Annotated in this window: 14 protein-coding genes; 4 read left to right on the top strand and 10 right to left on the bottom strand. The window is 69.2% G+C overall.

All coding sequences use genetic code 11. The features are described from left to right. Positions 1-62: 62 nt before the first annotated feature. The 3 genes from ACLARN_RS33000 to ACLARN_RS32990 are packed head-to-tail and all read right to left on the bottom strand — an operon-like array spanning position 63 to position 2,864. Positions 63-719, bottom strand: a complete 657-nt coding sequence (locus ACLARN_RS33000) for a response regulator (protein WP_409495385.1) — start codon at positions 717-719, stop codon at positions 63-65. Then, the gene (locus ACLARN_RS32995; protein WP_409495384.1) at positions 698-1,768 is read right to left on the bottom strand and encodes a histidine kinase; all 1,071 of its coding nucleotides are present in this window, start codon (positions 1,766-1,768) and stop codon (positions 698-700) included. Before ACLARN_RS32995 ends, ACLARN_RS33000 begins: the two co-directional genes overlap by 22 nt. Further along, positions 1,761-2,864, bottom strand: coding sequence for a sensor histidine kinase (locus tag ACLARN_RS32990; protein WP_409495383.1), 1,104 nt, complete (start codon positions 2,862-2,864; stop codon positions 1,761-1,763). Before ACLARN_RS32990 ends, ACLARN_RS32995 begins: the two co-directional genes overlap by 8 nt. Before the next feature lie 184 nt (positions 2,865-3,048). Here ACLARN_RS32990 and ACLARN_RS32985 point away from each other — a divergent pair, with 184 nt between their 5' ends. After that, the gene (locus ACLARN_RS32985) at positions 3,049-4,683 is read left to right on the top strand and encodes a choice-of-anchor A family protein (protein ID WP_409495382.1); all 1,635 of its coding nucleotides are present in this window, start codon (positions 3,049-3,051) and stop codon (positions 4,681-4,683) included. A gap of 357 nt (positions 4,684-5,040) precedes the next feature. Here the strand turns inward: ACLARN_RS32985 and ACLARN_RS32980 are convergent, their stop codons facing one another. Beyond that, positions 5,041-5,928 (bottom strand): DUF2268 domain-containing protein, encoded by an 888-nt coding sequence (locus tag ACLARN_RS32980; RefSeq protein WP_409495381.1) that lies wholly within the window; start codon positions 5,926-5,928, stop codon positions 5,041-5,043. 179 nt (positions 5,929-6,107) lie between these two features. Here ACLARN_RS32980 and ACLARN_RS32975 point away from each other — a divergent pair, with 179 nt between their 5' ends. Further along, positions 6,108-7,001 carry a helix-turn-helix domain-containing protein gene (locus ACLARN_RS32975; RefSeq protein ID WP_409495380.1) on the top strand — a complete coding sequence of 298 codons (894 nt, stop codon included), beginning with the start codon at positions 6,108-6,110 and terminating at the stop codon, positions 6,999-7,001. Here the strand turns inward: ACLARN_RS32975 and ACLARN_RS32970 are convergent. Then, the gene (locus ACLARN_RS32970; protein WP_409495379.1) at positions 6,998-7,669 is read right to left on the bottom strand and encodes a GntR family transcriptional regulator; all 672 of its coding nucleotides are present in this window, start codon (positions 7,667-7,669) and stop codon (positions 6,998-7,000) included. The two genes, ACLARN_RS32975 and ACLARN_RS32970, sit on opposite strands and share 4 nt — an antisense overlap. Next, positions 7,666-9,099 (bottom strand): aldehyde dehydrogenase family protein, encoded by a 1,434-nt coding sequence (locus ACLARN_RS32965; RefSeq protein WP_409495378.1) that lies wholly within the window; start codon positions 9,097-9,099, stop codon positions 7,666-7,668. Before ACLARN_RS32965 ends, ACLARN_RS32970 begins: the two co-directional genes overlap by 4 nt. Before the next feature lie 138 nt (positions 9,100-9,237). Here ACLARN_RS32965 and ACLARN_RS32960 point away from each other — a divergent pair, with 138 nt between their 5' ends. Then, a complete protein-coding gene (locus tag ACLARN_RS32960) occupies positions 9,238-10,683 on the top strand; it encodes a GMC family oxidoreductase (RefSeq protein ID WP_409495377.1) in 1,446 nt (481 codons plus the stop codon). On the opposite strand, the gene ACLARN_RS32955 is transcribed toward ACLARN_RS32960, so the two are convergent. The 3 genes from ACLARN_RS32955 to ACLARN_RS32945 are packed head-to-tail and all read right to left on the bottom strand — an operon-like array spanning position 10,667 to position 13,659. Then, on the bottom strand, positions 10,667-11,590 hold the full coding sequence (locus tag ACLARN_RS32955) for an alpha/beta hydrolase (RefSeq protein WP_409495376.1): 924 nt from the start codon (positions 11,588-11,590) through the stop codon (positions 10,667-10,669). The genes ACLARN_RS32960 and ACLARN_RS32955 overlap by 17 nt on opposite strands. Beyond that, on the bottom strand, positions 11,587-12,546 hold the full coding sequence (locus ACLARN_RS32950; protein WP_409495375.1) for an aldo/keto reductase: 960 nt from the start codon (positions 12,544-12,546) through the stop codon (positions 11,587-11,589). The genes ACLARN_RS32955 and ACLARN_RS32950 overlap by 4 nt, the downstream gene beginning before the upstream one ends. A gap of 9 nt (positions 12,547-12,555) precedes the next feature. Further along, positions 12,556-13,659 carry a zinc-binding dehydrogenase gene (locus tag ACLARN_RS32945; protein ID WP_409495374.1) on the bottom strand — a complete coding sequence of 368 codons (1,104 nt, stop codon included), beginning with the start codon at positions 13,657-13,659 and terminating at the stop codon, positions 12,556-12,558. Positions 13,660-13,709: 50 nt separating this feature from the next. On the opposite strand from ACLARN_RS32945, the gene ACLARN_RS32940 reads away from it, so the two are divergent. Then, entirely contained in the window at positions 13,710-15,089 is a 1,380-nt protein-coding gene (locus tag ACLARN_RS32940) for an amidohydrolase (RefSeq protein ID WP_409495373.1), read from the top strand. Here the strand turns inward: ACLARN_RS32940 and ACLARN_RS32935 are convergent. Then, entirely contained in the window at positions 15,006-15,722 is a 717-nt protein-coding gene (locus ACLARN_RS32935) for an SDR family NAD(P)-dependent oxidoreductase (RefSeq protein WP_084750451.1), read from the bottom strand. The genes ACLARN_RS32940 and ACLARN_RS32935 overlap by 84 nt on opposite strands. Positions 15,723-15,756: the final 34 nt, after the last annotated feature.

Raw genomic sequence — 15,756 nt, 5'->3', positions numbered from 1 at the left:
CTCGCCACGCACCGTAACCGCCGAGTCGGCCCACCGATGTGGCCCGTTCACACCACAGCCGATCACAAATCACTTACGCCGATCAGCCCATCCTGGATCGCCCGCGCGACGAGCGCGGCCTTGGTCGGGGCCTCCCTGCCGATCTGGGCGTACTTGACCCGGATCCGCTCGAGGTGCGAGTTGACCGTGTTCGGCGAGATCCCCAGCCGGTGCGCGACGAAGTCCTTCGACTCGGACTGGAACCATTCGATGAGCACTTCGGTCTCCCGCGCGGAGAGAGCGGGACGCCGCTCCGATCGGTCCCCGGCCAGCGCGCCCGCCAGCGACGGCGGCGTATACGACCGGTCGACGGCCGCCGCGCGCACGGCTTCGAGGAGGTGTTCCGCGCCTTCGGCCTTGGTGAGATAGCTGAGCGCGCCGAGTTCCAGACACTGCAGGACGGTCTCGTCGTCGGCCCGCATCGAATAGACGACGACGCGGCGGCCCGCCTCGGTGAGCCGCCGCAGATCACCCATCGCGGGGATGGTGCTGTTCAGGTGCAGGTCGAGGATGACGACGTCGGCCTGTGCGCCTTCGCCGATCCACGCGGCCCGCACGTCCTCGCCCTCGGCCACCACAGTGACCGGCGGGGTCCCCGAGGACAGCCAGTACACGACCCCGGCCCGCACGGCCGGATGATCGTCGACGACCACCGCGGTCAGTTCGGTCGCGAACGCCATTTCGCCTCCATCCACGATCGTTCTCCCAATGCGTGCCATTCGACGTCGACGGAGCCCGATCCGTTCGGCGGTGCGGCCGGTTCACCGTCGGTGATCGCCGCGACCCGGATCTCGTCGCCGGTGCGCAGCACGCTGACCCGCGCCTGGGACCGGGCGGCGACCAGCGCGGTCATCAGCGGGCCGGTCAGTTCGCGGCGGACGTCCGTCGGCACGGGCGCCGGTTCGCCGCTGACCGCCAGCGTCACCGTCAAACCCCGCCGTTCGGCGAGATCGACGCACGCGGACACCTCGTGCACCAGCGGGTCGGGGACGTCGTCGTTCTCCGCGAACAGCCGTCGTAGCTGGGTGGCCGCGAGCGCGCACCGTTCTCGTACCACCGCGTCACGTGGATCCAGGGTGCGGTCGGCGAGTCCGGCGAGCAGCGGCAGGGTGGCGCCGAGCTGACCGGCGAACCGAGTGCGCTGGTCGGCCTCGCGCTGCTCGGCGAGCGCCTTGCGATGGACCAGCCGGTCCCGTTCGGCGGAGGCCTCGAAGGCTTCGCCCGCCCGCCGGTGGACGACCCGGATCAGCGCCAGCGTCGCGGCCTGGAAGGTGACCACACTGAGCCCGACGATCACCACGCTGCCGATCTCGGACCGGTCGGCGGGCGCCGAACCGATTTGACTGCAGAAGGTGAGAGTCATTTGGAGGACGAGCGCGGCCATCGCGACCGCGGGGCGGTCCAGCAGCAGCACCAGCAGATGCCAGCCGGCGAGGCCGGACGCCCAGTCTTCGTCGCCGAGCAGCCGATCCGGTGGGAGCGTCCAGACAGCGGCCGTCGACGCGGCGAGGACCACCACCGCGCCCGCGAGCGCGACCGGCCAGGGGACCGGCTTCCAGCGCAGTACCCACCACGCCGCCACGACGAGCACCCCGGCGAGCGCGGTGAACGCGATCCTGCTCGTGGTGTCGTTCAGCCGGACCATGCTGAGCGCGACCTGGATCGCCGCCGTCGCGAGCAGCACCGCGATCCGGCAACCGCCGAGTACCCGGTCCGAGGTCTCATTCATGCGGCCACACCAGTTCCACCGTGGTTCCCGCGCCGGGCGCCGACGTCACCTTCGCCCGGCCGCCCGCCGCGGCCATGCGCTCGACGACCGAACACCGGACGCCTCGCCGCTGCGCCGGGGTCTCCGCCGGATCGAAACCGCGGCCCTCGTCCCGGATGGTCACGCGGACACCGTCTTCGACCGTCAGCCGGGCTTCGGCGACGCCCGCGTGTCTCTCGACGTTCACCAGTGCCTCGCGCACGGCACGGACCAGCGCGAGCGCTGCCGCCGCCGGGATCGGCGGGACCGGCGACCAGCGCGTCTCGACCTTCACCGGGCTGTGCGCGAGCACGCCGCGCAACGAGGCCTCGAGGTCCACCTCGCCGCCGGGACCGGATTCGCCGGTGAGCATCGCGAGATCCCGGCGAGCGTATTCGGCGACCTCGGCCGGGCCCGCCGTTTCCCCGCGCTGGGCCACCGTGAGAAAGGTGGCGGCCGCCGTGTCGTGCAGGACGGCCAGATACTCCCGTTCCAGACGTCGTCGTTCCACGGCAAGGGATTCCTCGCGCGCCAGCCGAGCGCGCCGTTCACGGAGATGGTCGATCCGGCGCGTCGTGCGCGACAACAGGAGGAAGGCGCCCCTGGCGAGCGCGGCTTCGATCAGCACCCGCAGCACCACCGAGAGGCCGTCCTCGAAGCCGAGCGGCACCACTTCTATCGCCAGCAGGCAGGCGATGGCGGGCACGGTGATCTTCGGCGGCCATTCCCATTGCAGGGTGATCGCGGTGATGGTGAGGACGTTCAGCGCCCATTGGTTCAGCTCGCCCGCTTCGGGCGTGGTCAGGAACTGGGTGCCGCAGATCGCCGCGGCGCGCACCAGCGTCAGCGCGAACGCCACCGGCCTGCCCCGGCCCGTCTTGCCCGCGAAGTGCTCGGCCACAGCGGTGACCAGCGCCAGCGCCAGCAGTCCGAAGCCGAGCGGGAGCACCTCCGACGGTGTCCCGAGTACCCCGAAAACACTGATCACCAGCAGTCCGGCACCCCGGGCCGGTCCGGCGAACCGGCCGACCACCGTCAAGAACTCCGCTTCGACGGAGGTCTCACGAGCGGACGGCACGGGCAGCAGTCAAGCAGACGGCCTCAGCGTCCGCAGGCACTGGCCATCAGAACGACGCGAAGAATTTCCTTCCCCGGACAACACTGGACGAACACGAACGGGGTGGGTGATCATCCTCGCCCGGTCGGGGGTATTTCCGGTTTTCGATTGTGTTCACCCGGTCGATCGGCACAAGAATCGCCGCATGCGTGCAAGGCGGTTCGCCTCGATCTCTGCCGGTGCCGCCGCGGCGGTGTGCGTGGCGGCCCTTGTCGTCACCGGTGGCGCGGTCGCGGCCCCATTACCCGGCGGCCTCGGTCCGTGTGTCGGCGATGCTTGCCCCGGCAAGTACCCGCCGGTGAACAATGGGCCCTACGCCGGCCGGGACAACGGCATCAACGTCTATGTCGGCGGCGACTTCCAGGTACGGGAAGCGGCCGCGGAAGCCGAAGGACGAGTCGTCGTCCTCGGTGATTTCAACATGGCGAAACGAACGGGTGTGTCCGCTATCTACAACGTCGGCATCGCCGGTGTCGGCTCGCGGGTCCCGCCGTCGGACGGCGCGGACTTCCTGACCACCGGCGGGAACGTGAGTGTCGCCGCGCAGCAACGGCTGGTCGCCGACGACGGTGTCGTCCGGCACGCGGGGACCGTCACCGGGACGGTGGACGGAACGCTCCGAAAAGACCCCGACGCGGCGAAACCCTATGTGGGACTGCGCGAGGATCTTCGAGTGGCGAGCCAGTGTTACGCACGCGAAGGCACCGCGCCGCGCCCCACCACGGGCACGGCGCGCAACGAGGGACACCGCACCCTGTTCACCGGGGACGGGAAATCCGCGTTGCAGGTGTTCACCGTGGACTTCGACGTGACCGCGGCCAACGGCGGTATGCAGGGCATCGAGTTCGAAGGCATCCCGGCCGGGGCGACGATCCTGGTCAACATGGTGGGCGCCGCCAGGACGATCAACACCTTCACCGGCGACCCCGGCGACACGAACCCGATCAACAAGCTGCGGGAACGCCTGCTGTGGAACTTCCCGGACGCCACCAAGGTGAAGATCGCCGGTGGCGCCCAGTTCCAGGGGAGCGTGCTGATCGGCGACCCGGGGAGTACCGCGACGATCACCGCGTCCGGGATGAACGGCCGCTTCTTCACCACGGGAAACCTGGTGCACAGCTCGGAGGCCACCGGTGGTGGCGGGCAGGAGTTCCACGCCTACCCGTTCACCGGCGACCTGCCCGAATGCGGCAGTACGCCGACCACGACGCCGAGCAGCTCGACTTCGTCTTCTTCCAGCACCACGTCGCCCAGTTCCACGAGCCCGACCAGCAGTTCGTCGACGACGACCAGCTCCACGACGACCAGCAGCTCGACCACCACGACGAGTCCGACGAGTAGCTCGACCACGACGAGCAGCTCACCGACGAGCAGCAGCTCGACCACGACCAGCCCGACGTCGTCGAGTAGCACCACCACATCGAGTAGCAGCGCCACTTCGAGTAGCGCCACTACTTCGAGCAGTGCGCCGTCGAGTACGGCTTCGTCCAGCACGTCGTCCAGCAGCACCTCGCCGACCAGCACTACCGGCAGTAGCAGCAGCACGTCGCCGACCACCAGCAGCAGTACCTCGAGCACGACGCCGGGGCCAGGGGTGACCAGCGGCACCACGCCTGGCCAGCCGGGTGCGACCACGCCGGGTGGCGGGCCGTCCGACAGTGGCCCGCTGGCCTCGACCGGTAGCGAGGTCCGTGGCCTGCTGGTCTCCGGCCTGTTCCTGCTGCTGCTCGGTGGCGCGCTGGTGGCGCTCACGATCCGGTCGAGGCGCCGCGAGTCCTAGACGGTTGATTCCGTGAAAATCACGTGAAGCACTAGGACTGTCCACAGAGGACGCTTTTCGAGTCGAATCGTCCGATTGGATGCCGTATGTCCGTATCGCCAATGTTGTGAAGGCCTCCTTGCCTACCTTGAGGGTAAGCAAGGAGGCCTTCACGACCTTGGTTCGCACTGAAGGGGCGACCGAGACGGCCACGGCCATCTGAGCATGTCGAGTCCTTGAGGGGCCTCGCAGATCCGGTAATACGGGCAATCGATGATCAATCGGATAATTCGGCCCCAACCAGTGTCCTTTATGACGGTCAAGGGAAGGATTCCTTCGCGGGGTTGCACTTCACACGATCTTCACGGAATCACTCATCTAGGAGAGCCGGGCGAGCGCGGTGTCGATGACGTCGCGGCGGTCCGCCAGCAGGGCCTCCGCGGCGGTGCGGCCCGTCGCGGCCAGGTAGGCGTCGACGAGGCGGTTGCCGACCGCGTACCCGGCACCGGTCGGCAGTCCGACGGGAGTGCCGCCGTAGCGGGCGGCGGTCTCGTCGCCGTGCACCCAGGCCGCGAAGTTGTGCATCCCGGTGATCTCCAGTCCGGTGAGCACCTTCGCGAACACCGCGTCGTCGTGCAGATGCGGCACACCGATGCGGGTGTGGCCGAGGTCGTCGCCGTACAGCTGGCGGGCGAAGGCGTCGGCCAGCCCTTCGGACACGATCTGCTCGCCGACGGTGACCGTCGCCGGGTCCCAGATCACCCCGCCGGGGCTGTAGCGAAGGTTGTGGTTCAGCTCGTGAACCGCCGTCGCCTCCAGCCGCTCCAGGTTCTCCGGGTACGGCCAGAAGTTGAGGTAGATGTAGCCGGACACGCTGCCGTTCGCCGTCATACCCAGGTTCGGGCCCATGAAATGCTCGTCGCCGGGATCACCCAGGACGATGAGGACGGTGATGTCCGGGACCGCGATGCCGGGTGTCGCCGCCGCCTGCGTGGTGACGGCGTCGTCGAGTGCCCGCTGGATACGGTTCCAGGCGTCGGCTTCGCGCAGGGTGTCGAGTGCTTCCAGGCAGCGTTCTTCGTCTCTGTCGAGCGGGAAACCGGAACTCATCGCGTGCATCGCGACGAGGTCGACGTCGCCGGGGAAGTAGCGGTACATCCCGGCGGCGGGCTCGACCATCGCCTTGAGCAGCGCGGCGCGGTCGGCCCGCGGCGCACGCAGGATCTCGCGCATCGCCGGGTAGGTGTCCAGAACCTTGATCGTCATGGAAGCGACGATAAAGGCTCCAGTGGGTGGAGACTCAAGCCTCGTTGAGCAGGAGCACCGGGACGTCCGGCAGCTTCCCACCCCGGTGGCGGCTGGTCGGGTTATCGCACCGACCCCGAGCCCGGAGTAGGGAGAATCCCGGATGTCGGCGGCGGCGCCCCGCCCCTAACGTCATGATCATGATCCGACGGATACTGCTGGCCTTCCTCGCCGGCGCGGCGGTCCTCCTCGTGCCCTGGACCGTCTACCTCGCCCAAACGCTGCCCGACCGGTACGACACCGGCCAGTGGCGCGCGGCCTGGGTCGGGTTCGACGTCGCCCTCCTGCTCTGCTTCGCCGCCGGAGCGTGGCTCGGGTTGCGCCGCCGTCGGTCGGCCGTTCCGCTGCTGTCGGCCACGGCCGCGCTTTTGTGCTGCGACGCGTGGTTCGACGTCATGCTCGGCTGGACGTCGGCGGAGCGGTGGACCAGTATCGCGCTCGCCGTCTTCGTGGAGATCCCGGTCGCCGTGGTCCTGGCCCTCGCCGCGCGGCGGCTGTTGAGTACCACGATGCCCCGCCGAACGGTGACGTTGCGCGACATCGCGATGCGGGACGACCCGCGATACCAGCGGGTGGTGAGCGAACTTCCCGCGACAGCCGACGACGTGACACGCCGGACAGGTCTCCACCGAGCCGAAGTCGCCGAATGCCTGAAGACGTTGCAGGACAACGGTTTCGTGCGCCGTGACCGGAAGGGACAGTGGATCTCCATCCCGCATGACCTGCGCGAGCCGAAGCCGGACGACTACGACGGCGCGGACCGGGAGCGGGTCACCGCGTTCCTCGACGCCAAATACGCGAACGAGGTCGCTTTGCTGTCCTGGGCCGCGGAACACCGCGACGAGTTCGGCCCGTGGGCGACCGCTCAGCGGACGTCGACCCGGCTGACCGAAGAGGAATTCCGTGAACTGGAAGTGGAGTACCGCGAGTTGATCACACGGTACTGCCACCGACGGCGGCGTCCGGCGGCGGACGAAAAGGAACTTTCCGTGCGCTTCTACGCGTTCCCGCCACCGGAGGCCGTGCCGTCCTAGGGATGCCGCCAGGCCAGGAACGTCTCCAGCGTCGTCAGCCGGTGCTCCCGCACCGCCAGCTCGATCTCCCCGGCTGGCGCGTTCCTGTCGAACAGATCGAGGATGTTCTGGTGCTCCCGCACGGATTCGTGCGCGCGGCCGGGGACGAAGCTGAACGTCGACGTGCGCAGTCCGGCCAGCCGGTTCCAGCCGCGGTTGACCAGGTCGAGCACCTGTGGATTGGGACAGGTGCCGAACAGGACACGGTGGAAGTCGCGGTTCAGCGCGGTGAACCGCGACGGCTCGAAGTTGTCGAGGCAGGCGGTCAGTTCCGCGTTGAGTTCTTTCGCCTCGTCGAGTGCCTTGCCGGGCAACGACGGCGCCGCCAGCGCGGCGGCGTAGCCCTCGACGAGCGCGAGCGTCTGCATGGTGTGCTGGTAGTCGCTCTCGTCGGCCATCGCGACCTGCGCGCCGATGTTGTGCTCGTAGGTCACCAGCCCCTCGGCCTCCAGCCGCCGGACCGCCTCGCGCACGGGCACGGTGCTGACCCCGAGTTCCTGCGCGATCTGTCCGAACACGAGCCGGTAGCCGGGGGAGAAGGTGCCGTCGTCGATGCGCGCCTTGATCCAGTGGTAGGCGATCTGCGACTTGCTCATCGCGGTCGAGTTCACCGCGTCGCCTGCGGTCACGAGTAGTGCAGCCAGACGGACTTGATCTCGGTGTACGCGTCGATCGCCCACGGGCCCATCTCGCGACCCCAGCCCGACGCCTTGTACCCGCCCCACGGCGCGGCCATGTCGGGGATCGGCGGCATGTTGACGAACACCGCGCCCGCCCGGATGCCGTTGGCGAACCGGTGCGCGACACCGAGATCGCGGGTCCATACGGTGGCAGCGAGCCCGTACTCGGTGTCGTTCGCGCGTGCCAGCAACTCGTCCTGATCGTCGTAGGCGGTGACAGCGAGGACCGGCCCGAAGATCTCTTCGCGCATGATCGTCATGTCGTCGGCGACACCGGCGAACAGCGTCGGCGAGTAGAAGTAGCCATCGCGATCAAGCACTTGGCCGCCGGTGACCAGTTCCGCGCCTTGCTCGCGACCGGTCGAGACGAGGAAGTCCACGTGCTCGCGGTGCTTCGCGGACACCAGCGGCCCGAGCTGGCTCGATTCGTCCAGGCCCGGCCCCAGCTTGAGGCCCTCGAGCCCGGCGGCCAGTTTCGCGACGAACTCCTGTTCGCGTTTGCGGTCCACGAAGAACCGGGTGTACGCGGCACAGACCTGCCCGCTGTTCAGCGTCGCGCCCGCGAGGTTGCCCGCGACGGCGGCGTCGATGTCGGCGTCCGAGGCGATGATGCTGGGTGCCTTGCCGCCGAGTTCGAGGGTGAGCCGTTTGAGGTTCGACTCCGCGCTCGCCGCCGTGATCAGCTTCCCGACCGCCGTCGACCCGGTGTAGGACAGGTGATCGACGTCGCCGTGCCCGCTCAAGAGCGCGCCCACCGCGCCGTCGCCGGTGACCAGGTTGACCACGCCCGGCGGGAACCCGGCCTCGTCGGCCAGTTCCACCAGCCGGATGCTGGTCAGCGGCGTGACCTCGCTGGGCTTGATCACCACGGTGTTGCCGGTGGCCAACGCGGGCGCGAGTTTCCACACCAAGATCATCAGCGGGAAGTTCCACGGCGTGATCAGCGCGTTCACCCCGACCGGCTCACGGCGCGTGTAGTGCAGCGTGTCCGGGAAGGACACCGGATTGGTGGTGCCTTGGATCTTCGTCACCCAGCCAGCGAAGTACCGCAGGTGTTCGGCCGAGCCGGTGACGCTGACCTGGCGGGAGATGCCGATCGGCTGGCCCTGGTCGCGGGTTTCGAGCACGGCCAGCTCCTCGTGGTGTTTGTCGACCAGTTCCGCCAGCTTGAACAGCAAGGCGGCCCGCTGAACCGGCAGCAGTCCCGCCCAGGCGGGGTCGTTCAGCGCCTTCCTGGCGGCGCAGACCGCGGCGTCGACGTCGGCGGCCGACGCGGTGCCGACTTCCTCGATCACCTGGCCGGTGGCCGGATCGTACGTCGGCAGCGACCCGCCTCCGGCGGCGGTCCACTGTCCGTCGATGAACAGGCGTGTGGCCATGGCTAGCTCCTCCTCGACCGGTGTGTGATCGAGTATCGGGCGCCACGCGGTCCCGGGTCTTGCCCGCCAGGGCACGCCGATTGTCGGCCAGCGAACCGAATCCGCCGGACGGGGTCCCGACTTGCGAGGGTGGGGGACATGGACGTCATCGTGGTAGGAGCGGGTTCGGCCGGATCGGTGGTCGCCAGGAGACTGGCCGACTCCGGGGCGTGGGTGACCCTGCTCGAAGCCGGCGGGCCGGACACCAACCCGGCCATCCACGACCCGTCGCGCGCGGGAGAGCTGTGGCACGGTCCGGAGGACTGGGGTTACCACACGATGCCGCAGCCGCACGCGGCGAACCGGCGGCTGCATCTGCCGCGCGGCAAGGTGCTCGGCGGATCGCATTCGCTCAACGCGATGATCTGGGTGCGCGGCGCCCCCGCCGACTACGACGGCTGGGATCTGCCCGGCTGGCGGTGGGACGACGTGCGCCCGGTGTTCGAGCGGATCGAGAAGGACCTGCTCGACGTCGTGCCGAACGAGCCGCTGCACCCGATCCAGCAGTCCATTGTGGACGCTGCCATGCAGATCGGTCTGCCGTTCAACCCGGACTACAACGGTGACGAGCTCGACGGTGTCTCGGTGCAACGTGTCACCACGCGGGACGGCAAACGGCTCAACACCTGGCTCGCGTACGGACAGCCCGCAGCCGAGCGGATGACCGTCCACACGGGAGCGCTGGTGCACCGGCTGCTGATCGAGGGCACCAAGGTGACCGGCGTGCTGGCCGAGGTCGACGGCGAACTGCGCAAGGTCTTCGCCGACGAGGTCGTGCTCGCCGCGGGGGCGCTGGCCTCGCCCGCGATCCTGCTCCGCAGCGGCATCGGACCGGTCGGCGAACTCGACGTGCACGGCATCGACGTCGTCGCCGAGCTACCGGGAGTGGGGCTGAACCTGCACGACCATCTACTGTGCCCGGTCATCTTCGCGACCGACCGTCGTGAGGTCGAGCCGCCCGCGCCCGGCCGCTCGGCGACGCAGACCCATCTGTTCTGGCGCAGCCGTCCCGGCCTGGAAGTGCCCGACACTCAGCCGATCCACTTCAGCGTGCCGATGTACGAACCATGGATGACCGGCCCGGAAACCGGGTTCTCGCTGATGGCGGGCATGGTCACGCCACGCAGCCGGGGCAGCCTGCGGCTCTCGGGGCCGGGTCCGCTCGACGAGCCGCTAATCGACCTCGCCGCGCTGAAAGACCCGGCGGACTTCGAGAGCTTGGTCGCGTCGGTGGAGCAATGCCGGGAGATCGGCCGGGCGGCCGCGCTGGCGGAGGACTGGGGAGCCCGCGAGCTGTATCCGGGGCCCGATGCCGATGTCCGCGACTATGTCCGGCGGACCGCCATCACCTACCACCACCAGGTCGGGACCTGCCGGATGGGGACCGACGAACTGGCAGTGGTCGATCCGGAGCTGGCCGTGCACGGGCTCGAAGGGCTCCGGATCGCCGACGCGTCGGTGCTGCCGCGGGTGACCACGGGCAACACCAACGCGCCGGCGGTGCTGGTCGGCGAGCAGGCCGCGCGGTTCATGCTCTCCCGATAGTGCGGCGCAGCCAGGAGGTCCGGGTGGCGCGTGCCGCCCTGGCCACCTCGCTGTCCGGGGCGAACCGGTCGAAACCGTGGTACGCGCCCGCCCAGACGTGCAGTTCGGTGGGCACTCCCGCTCGCCAGAGGCGCCGCGCGTAGTCGACGTCCTCGTCGCGGAAGATCTCGGCCGCGCCGACCTCGATGAAGGCGGGTGGGAGCCCGGTGAGATCCGTCGCGGTCGCCGGGACCGCGTACGGTGAGGTCTGTCCATTCAGGAGAGAGCGCCAGCCGAACTCGTTGGCCGCCTGGCCCCACACTCCGCGTTCGGCGAATTCCACTGTGGACAGCGAGTCGTTGGCGCTGTCGATCATCGGGCACAGCAGGAGCTGTCCTGCCAGCGCCGGTCCGCCGCGATCCCTGGCCAGCAAGGCGATCCCGGCGCTGAGGCCACCGCCCGCGCTGCCACCGCCGACGATCAGTCTCGCCGGATCGAAGCCGAGTTCACCGGCGTTCTCGGCCATCCAGGTCAAGCCCGCGTAGCAGTCTTCGAGTGGCGCCGGATGCGGGTGCTCGGGCGCGAGCCGGTAGTCCACGGTCACCGCGACGAAACCGAACTCCTCGACGAGCGCGACCATCCGGGGCAGGTCGGCGAACCGGTTGTCCAGCACCATGCCGCCGCCGTGGATGTTGTAGAACCCCGGTACGCCCTGGGCATCCCGGGGTTTGACAACGGTGACGACGACGTCGGTGCCGGGCACGGTGCGGTCTTCCCAGACGAGGTCACGGTCGCCGATCGCCTCGGCGCAGCTCAGATTCCCCTCGGCCAGTGCTTTCCGAACGCTCGCCAGCGATTCGGCGCCGAGCGGAGGTCCGGAGGGCAGGCCTTCCAGGGCTTCGGCGAGTTCGGGATCGAAGGTCGTCACGGTCCCTCCGGGTCGACGGTGTCGCGGTCCGCCCAGAACGGTTCGACCAGTTCGCGCAGCTGCTTCGCGCCGATGCGCTCGACGAGGTCGACGGCGCCCAGGTTGTCCTTGAGCTGGTCGGTGCTGGTCGCGCCGAACAGGGTGGTGGTGTTGGCCGGGTGGGTGAGCGTGAAGGCCAGGCACAGCTGCGCCGTCGTCACGCCGAGGTCGCCCGCGATCTTCGCGAGTTCCGGTGCGGAGGAGGCGATGCGCTCGCGGATGTCGCCGGGATCGCGGCCGACCTGACGCGCGCCGCTGTTCTTGCCCAGCAGGACCCCGCCCTCGAAGATGTCCGAGGACTGGAGCGTGACCCCGAGTTCGCCGAAGACGTGCTTGAAGGGTTCACCGTCCGGAATGGACCGTCGGGCGACGCTGTACTTCAGCTGCGCGATGGCGGGGCCGGGGACGTTCTCTCGCGCGGCGAAGTCGTGCAGGGCGCGGATGGTGGTGGCGGACCAGTTGTTCACGCCCCACTGCCCGATGAGCCCGGCCTTGCGCAGTTCCTCGAGATCGAGCACGAGCTGGTGCAGATCGGTGTCGTCACGCCGGAGATCACCCAGCACCACCAGATCGGCGTGCTCGACCCCGGCGCGGAACAGCGCGTTGTCCAGCTGGTCGCGCAGGTTGTGCTCCGGGTAGCCCTCCAGCCACAGCTTGGCCGAAAGCAGGTAGTCCTCACGCTTGATCCCGGCCGCGCGGACCATGGCGGAGAACAGCACGTCGGTGTACACCGGGGTGGCGCCGGGGAAACCGTAGACGCCGACGTCGAAGAGCGTGATCCCGGAATCGACCGCGGTGCGGACCAGGTTCACCGCCTCGCGGAAGTCCATCCGGTCGTAGGTGTGCCAGGAACCGAGCGAGAGCACGCCGGTGAGCGGGCCGTCGCGGCCGATGCGGCGCTGGGGGATGACGGACACGGAAGTCTCCTAGGGAAGGCGGGGATCGATGACGGCTTTGAGTTCGCCGAGCCGCGACATCGACTCGACGCTCCGGGAAGCTTCGGAAAGCCCGACGGGCGCGCTGAACAGTTCGTCCCAGGGCAGCCGGTCGGCGAACGTGCGGAAGAAGTCCACCGAGCGGTGATAGTCGGCGATGTCGCCGTTGAGCGAGCCGACGACCGTGAGTTCCTTGCCCATCACGGTGCCCAGCGCCACGGGGGAGGGCGCGGGACCGGTGGAGCCGACGATCGCGATCGTGCCGCGTTGCGCGGCGAAGGCCACGGCCTCTTCGCCGATGGTCGGCCCGCCGGCGAAGTCGAAGACGTGGTCGGCGCCGCGGCCATCGGTGAGTTCCTTGACCCGCTCGATGCGGTCTTCGGCGGTGCCGTCGACCGGGATCGTCGCTGTCGCGCCGAAGCGTTCCGCGGTCTCCAGCCGGTCGGCGGGCCCGCCGATGGTGATCACGTCGCCCGCGCCGGAGATCCGCGCGACGGCGGTGGCGAACACGCCCAGCGCACCGGCACCCTGGACGATGACCGTCGCACCGGGACGGATCCCGCCCGAACGCGAGACGGCCCGCAGAACGGTTTTGCCCGCACAGCCCGACATCGAGGCCCAGGTGTCCTTGACATCGTCCGGAAGCAGGAGCTTGGCCGCGCCAGGGGTCACGTAGCAGTACCGGACGAGACCGCCGGTGGCGTACGGGAAGATGTCGGAACGCTGGAGGAAGCCGTATCCGCGCTTCTCGCACGCGACCGGTTCGCGCAGGATCGTGCAGCCGTAACACTTTCCGCAGGTCGACTCGGACCAGCCGATGCGGTCGCCTTCGGTGATCTCCCGGCCGAGGGTGTCGGTGGTGCCCGGTCCGACCGCCACCACCTCGCCGACCATTTCGTGACCCAGCACCATCGGGAGCATGCCGGGGAAGGTCATCTGGCCCGACCAGAGGTGCACGTCGGTGCCGCACAGCGTGGTGCAGGTGATCCGGACCAGCGCGGCGCCCGGTTCCGGTTCTTCCGGCAGCGGTAGTTCCCGCAAGGTGAGTGCTGAGCCGTGTTCGGTGAGCACCGCCGCTTCGGTTCTGTTGACCATCTTTTTAGTCTACAGTCGTAGGAGAAAAAGTCCAGATCCTGGAGGAAACCATGCCGTCGCAACGTATTCGCCCCGCATCGCTCGTGGTTCGCGGCGGTCCGATCCTCACCTTCGACCCGGCGGGCACCGTCGTGCGGGCGATGGCGGTGCGCGACGGCCGGATCGTCGCCGTCGGTGATGTCGCCTTGGATCACGTCGGTCCGGAGACCGAGGTGGTCGAACTGGCGGGCAGAACCGTTTTGCCCGGTATCAACGATTCGCACCTCCACGCGACCTGGCTCGGTGCCCGATGGCCGGACACGCTCATCGGTGGTGCGGGATTCACCGGGGGAGAAGAGAAAACGGTGCGCACCGCGGCCGAACGGCGGGCCGCCATCCTGCGCGCGGGAGACCTGTGTGCGTCACTCGGCATCACCAGCTACACCGAGCCCGGTCTGGGCCCGGGTGAAACCGGCTGCTTCGGCGCCGAGGTGCTGGAGGAGTACGCGGCACTGGCCGTGGAGGGGCTTCTGCGGGCGAGGGTGACCGCGCTGCGGTTGTTCGGCCTGCTCGACGGCGCCAGTTCGCTGGAGGACTTCGAGCGCGGGCTGGCGACGCCGTCACCGGCCGCGGATCCGTTGTGGCTCACCGTGCCCGGGGTGAAGATCTTCGCCGACGGGATCCCGCCGATGCGGTCCGCGTGGACACATCATTGCTACGTCGACGGTTCACACGGCGCCCTGCTGGTGGACGGCGACGACGATCCCGGACGCGCGGGCAATCTCGCCGCCATGATCGACCTCGCCCATGAGGCCGGGATGGTGGTCGCGGTGCACGCCACGGGGGACCGCAGCATCGAGGCCGCACTCGGCTCGCTCCGCCGAGGTGACCACCTGGTGCACGGGGATCTGGTGACGGTGGATCAGCTGGCGAGGATGGCTTCGGCGGGGGTCGGCCTGACCACGCAGCCCGCGATCGCGGTGGCGATGCGGGGAATGTTGTCGGACGCTCTCGGTGCGGAGGTCGGCGCTCGCGCTTGGCCGCTGGCCGAGATGCTCGATTCGGGTGTCCCGCTGACCTTGAGCAGTGACGCGCCGGTGGTCACCCCGGACTGGCGGGTGCACATCGCCGCGGCCGCCCGGATGCTGGAAGCGTCCGAAGTGGACGCCGAGCTGATGACCCGGCTTCTGCGTTGCTACACGGTCGCGGCCGCCGAGCAGGACGGGGCGGCTGCTTGGAAGGGGTCGCTGACCGTGGGCCGCGTCGCCGACTTCTGTGTGCTCGCGGCGAATCCGCTGGAGACCGCGTTCGCGGACCTGCCGGACGTCGGTGTCGAACTTACCGTGTCCGGCGGCCGCGTCGTCCACTCAGGTGAGCAGTTGCCCGCCGTCGACCTGGAGGCTCACTCCGGTGAGATGGCCGGCGTCGGCGGAGGCGAGGAACAGGACTGACGGCACCACGTCGGCGACGGAAGCGATGGTTCCCAACGGGATCCTCGCTTCCCACGCCGCGCGGGCGGCGGTGTCCGAGGCGAATCCGGCGGTCATCGGCGTGAGCACCGGGCCGGGCGCGACGGCGTTGACCCGGATCCCGTGGGGTGCCAGTTCGAGCGCGGCGGAACGGGTGAGCGCCTCGACCGCGGCCTTGGTGGCCTCGTAATGGCCGAGTCCGGGAGTCGGCTGCCGGGCGCCGATGGAGGTGATGTTGACGATGGCGCCACGGGTGCCCGCTTCGAGCATATGCGCGCCGACCGCGCGGGTCATCAGGAAGGTGCCGCGGAAGTTCACCCGCATGCACAGGTCGAAGACGCCGATGTCCAGTCCCACCAACGGTCCGCCGCCTCCGGCGAGGCCTGCGTTGTTGACCAGGACGTCCACCGGTCCGAAGTCGCCGGTGATCAGCGCCAGCGCCGCGTCGACCGAGCCCGGGTCGGAGATGTCGAGTTCGACGTGTTCCGCGCCGAGTTCTTTGGCCAGGTCGTGAGCCGCGCGCGCGTCGACGTCGGCGATGACCACGCGGTCGCCCGCGGACTGGAAGGCTTCGGCGACTCCGCGGCCGATGCCACTGGCACCGCCGGTCACCACTACGAGTCTCTTGTTCATTCTACGATCGTAGACT

This window comes from Amycolatopsis sp. cmx-11-12, assembly GCF_046269425.1.
In the GTDB taxonomy this organism is placed as follows: Bacteria; Actinomycetota; Actinomycetes; order Mycobacteriales; family Pseudonocardiaceae; genus Amycolatopsis.
The sequence above is the reverse complement of the archived record's forward strand: the minus strand, read 5'-3'. Positions and strand labels throughout refer to the sequence as shown.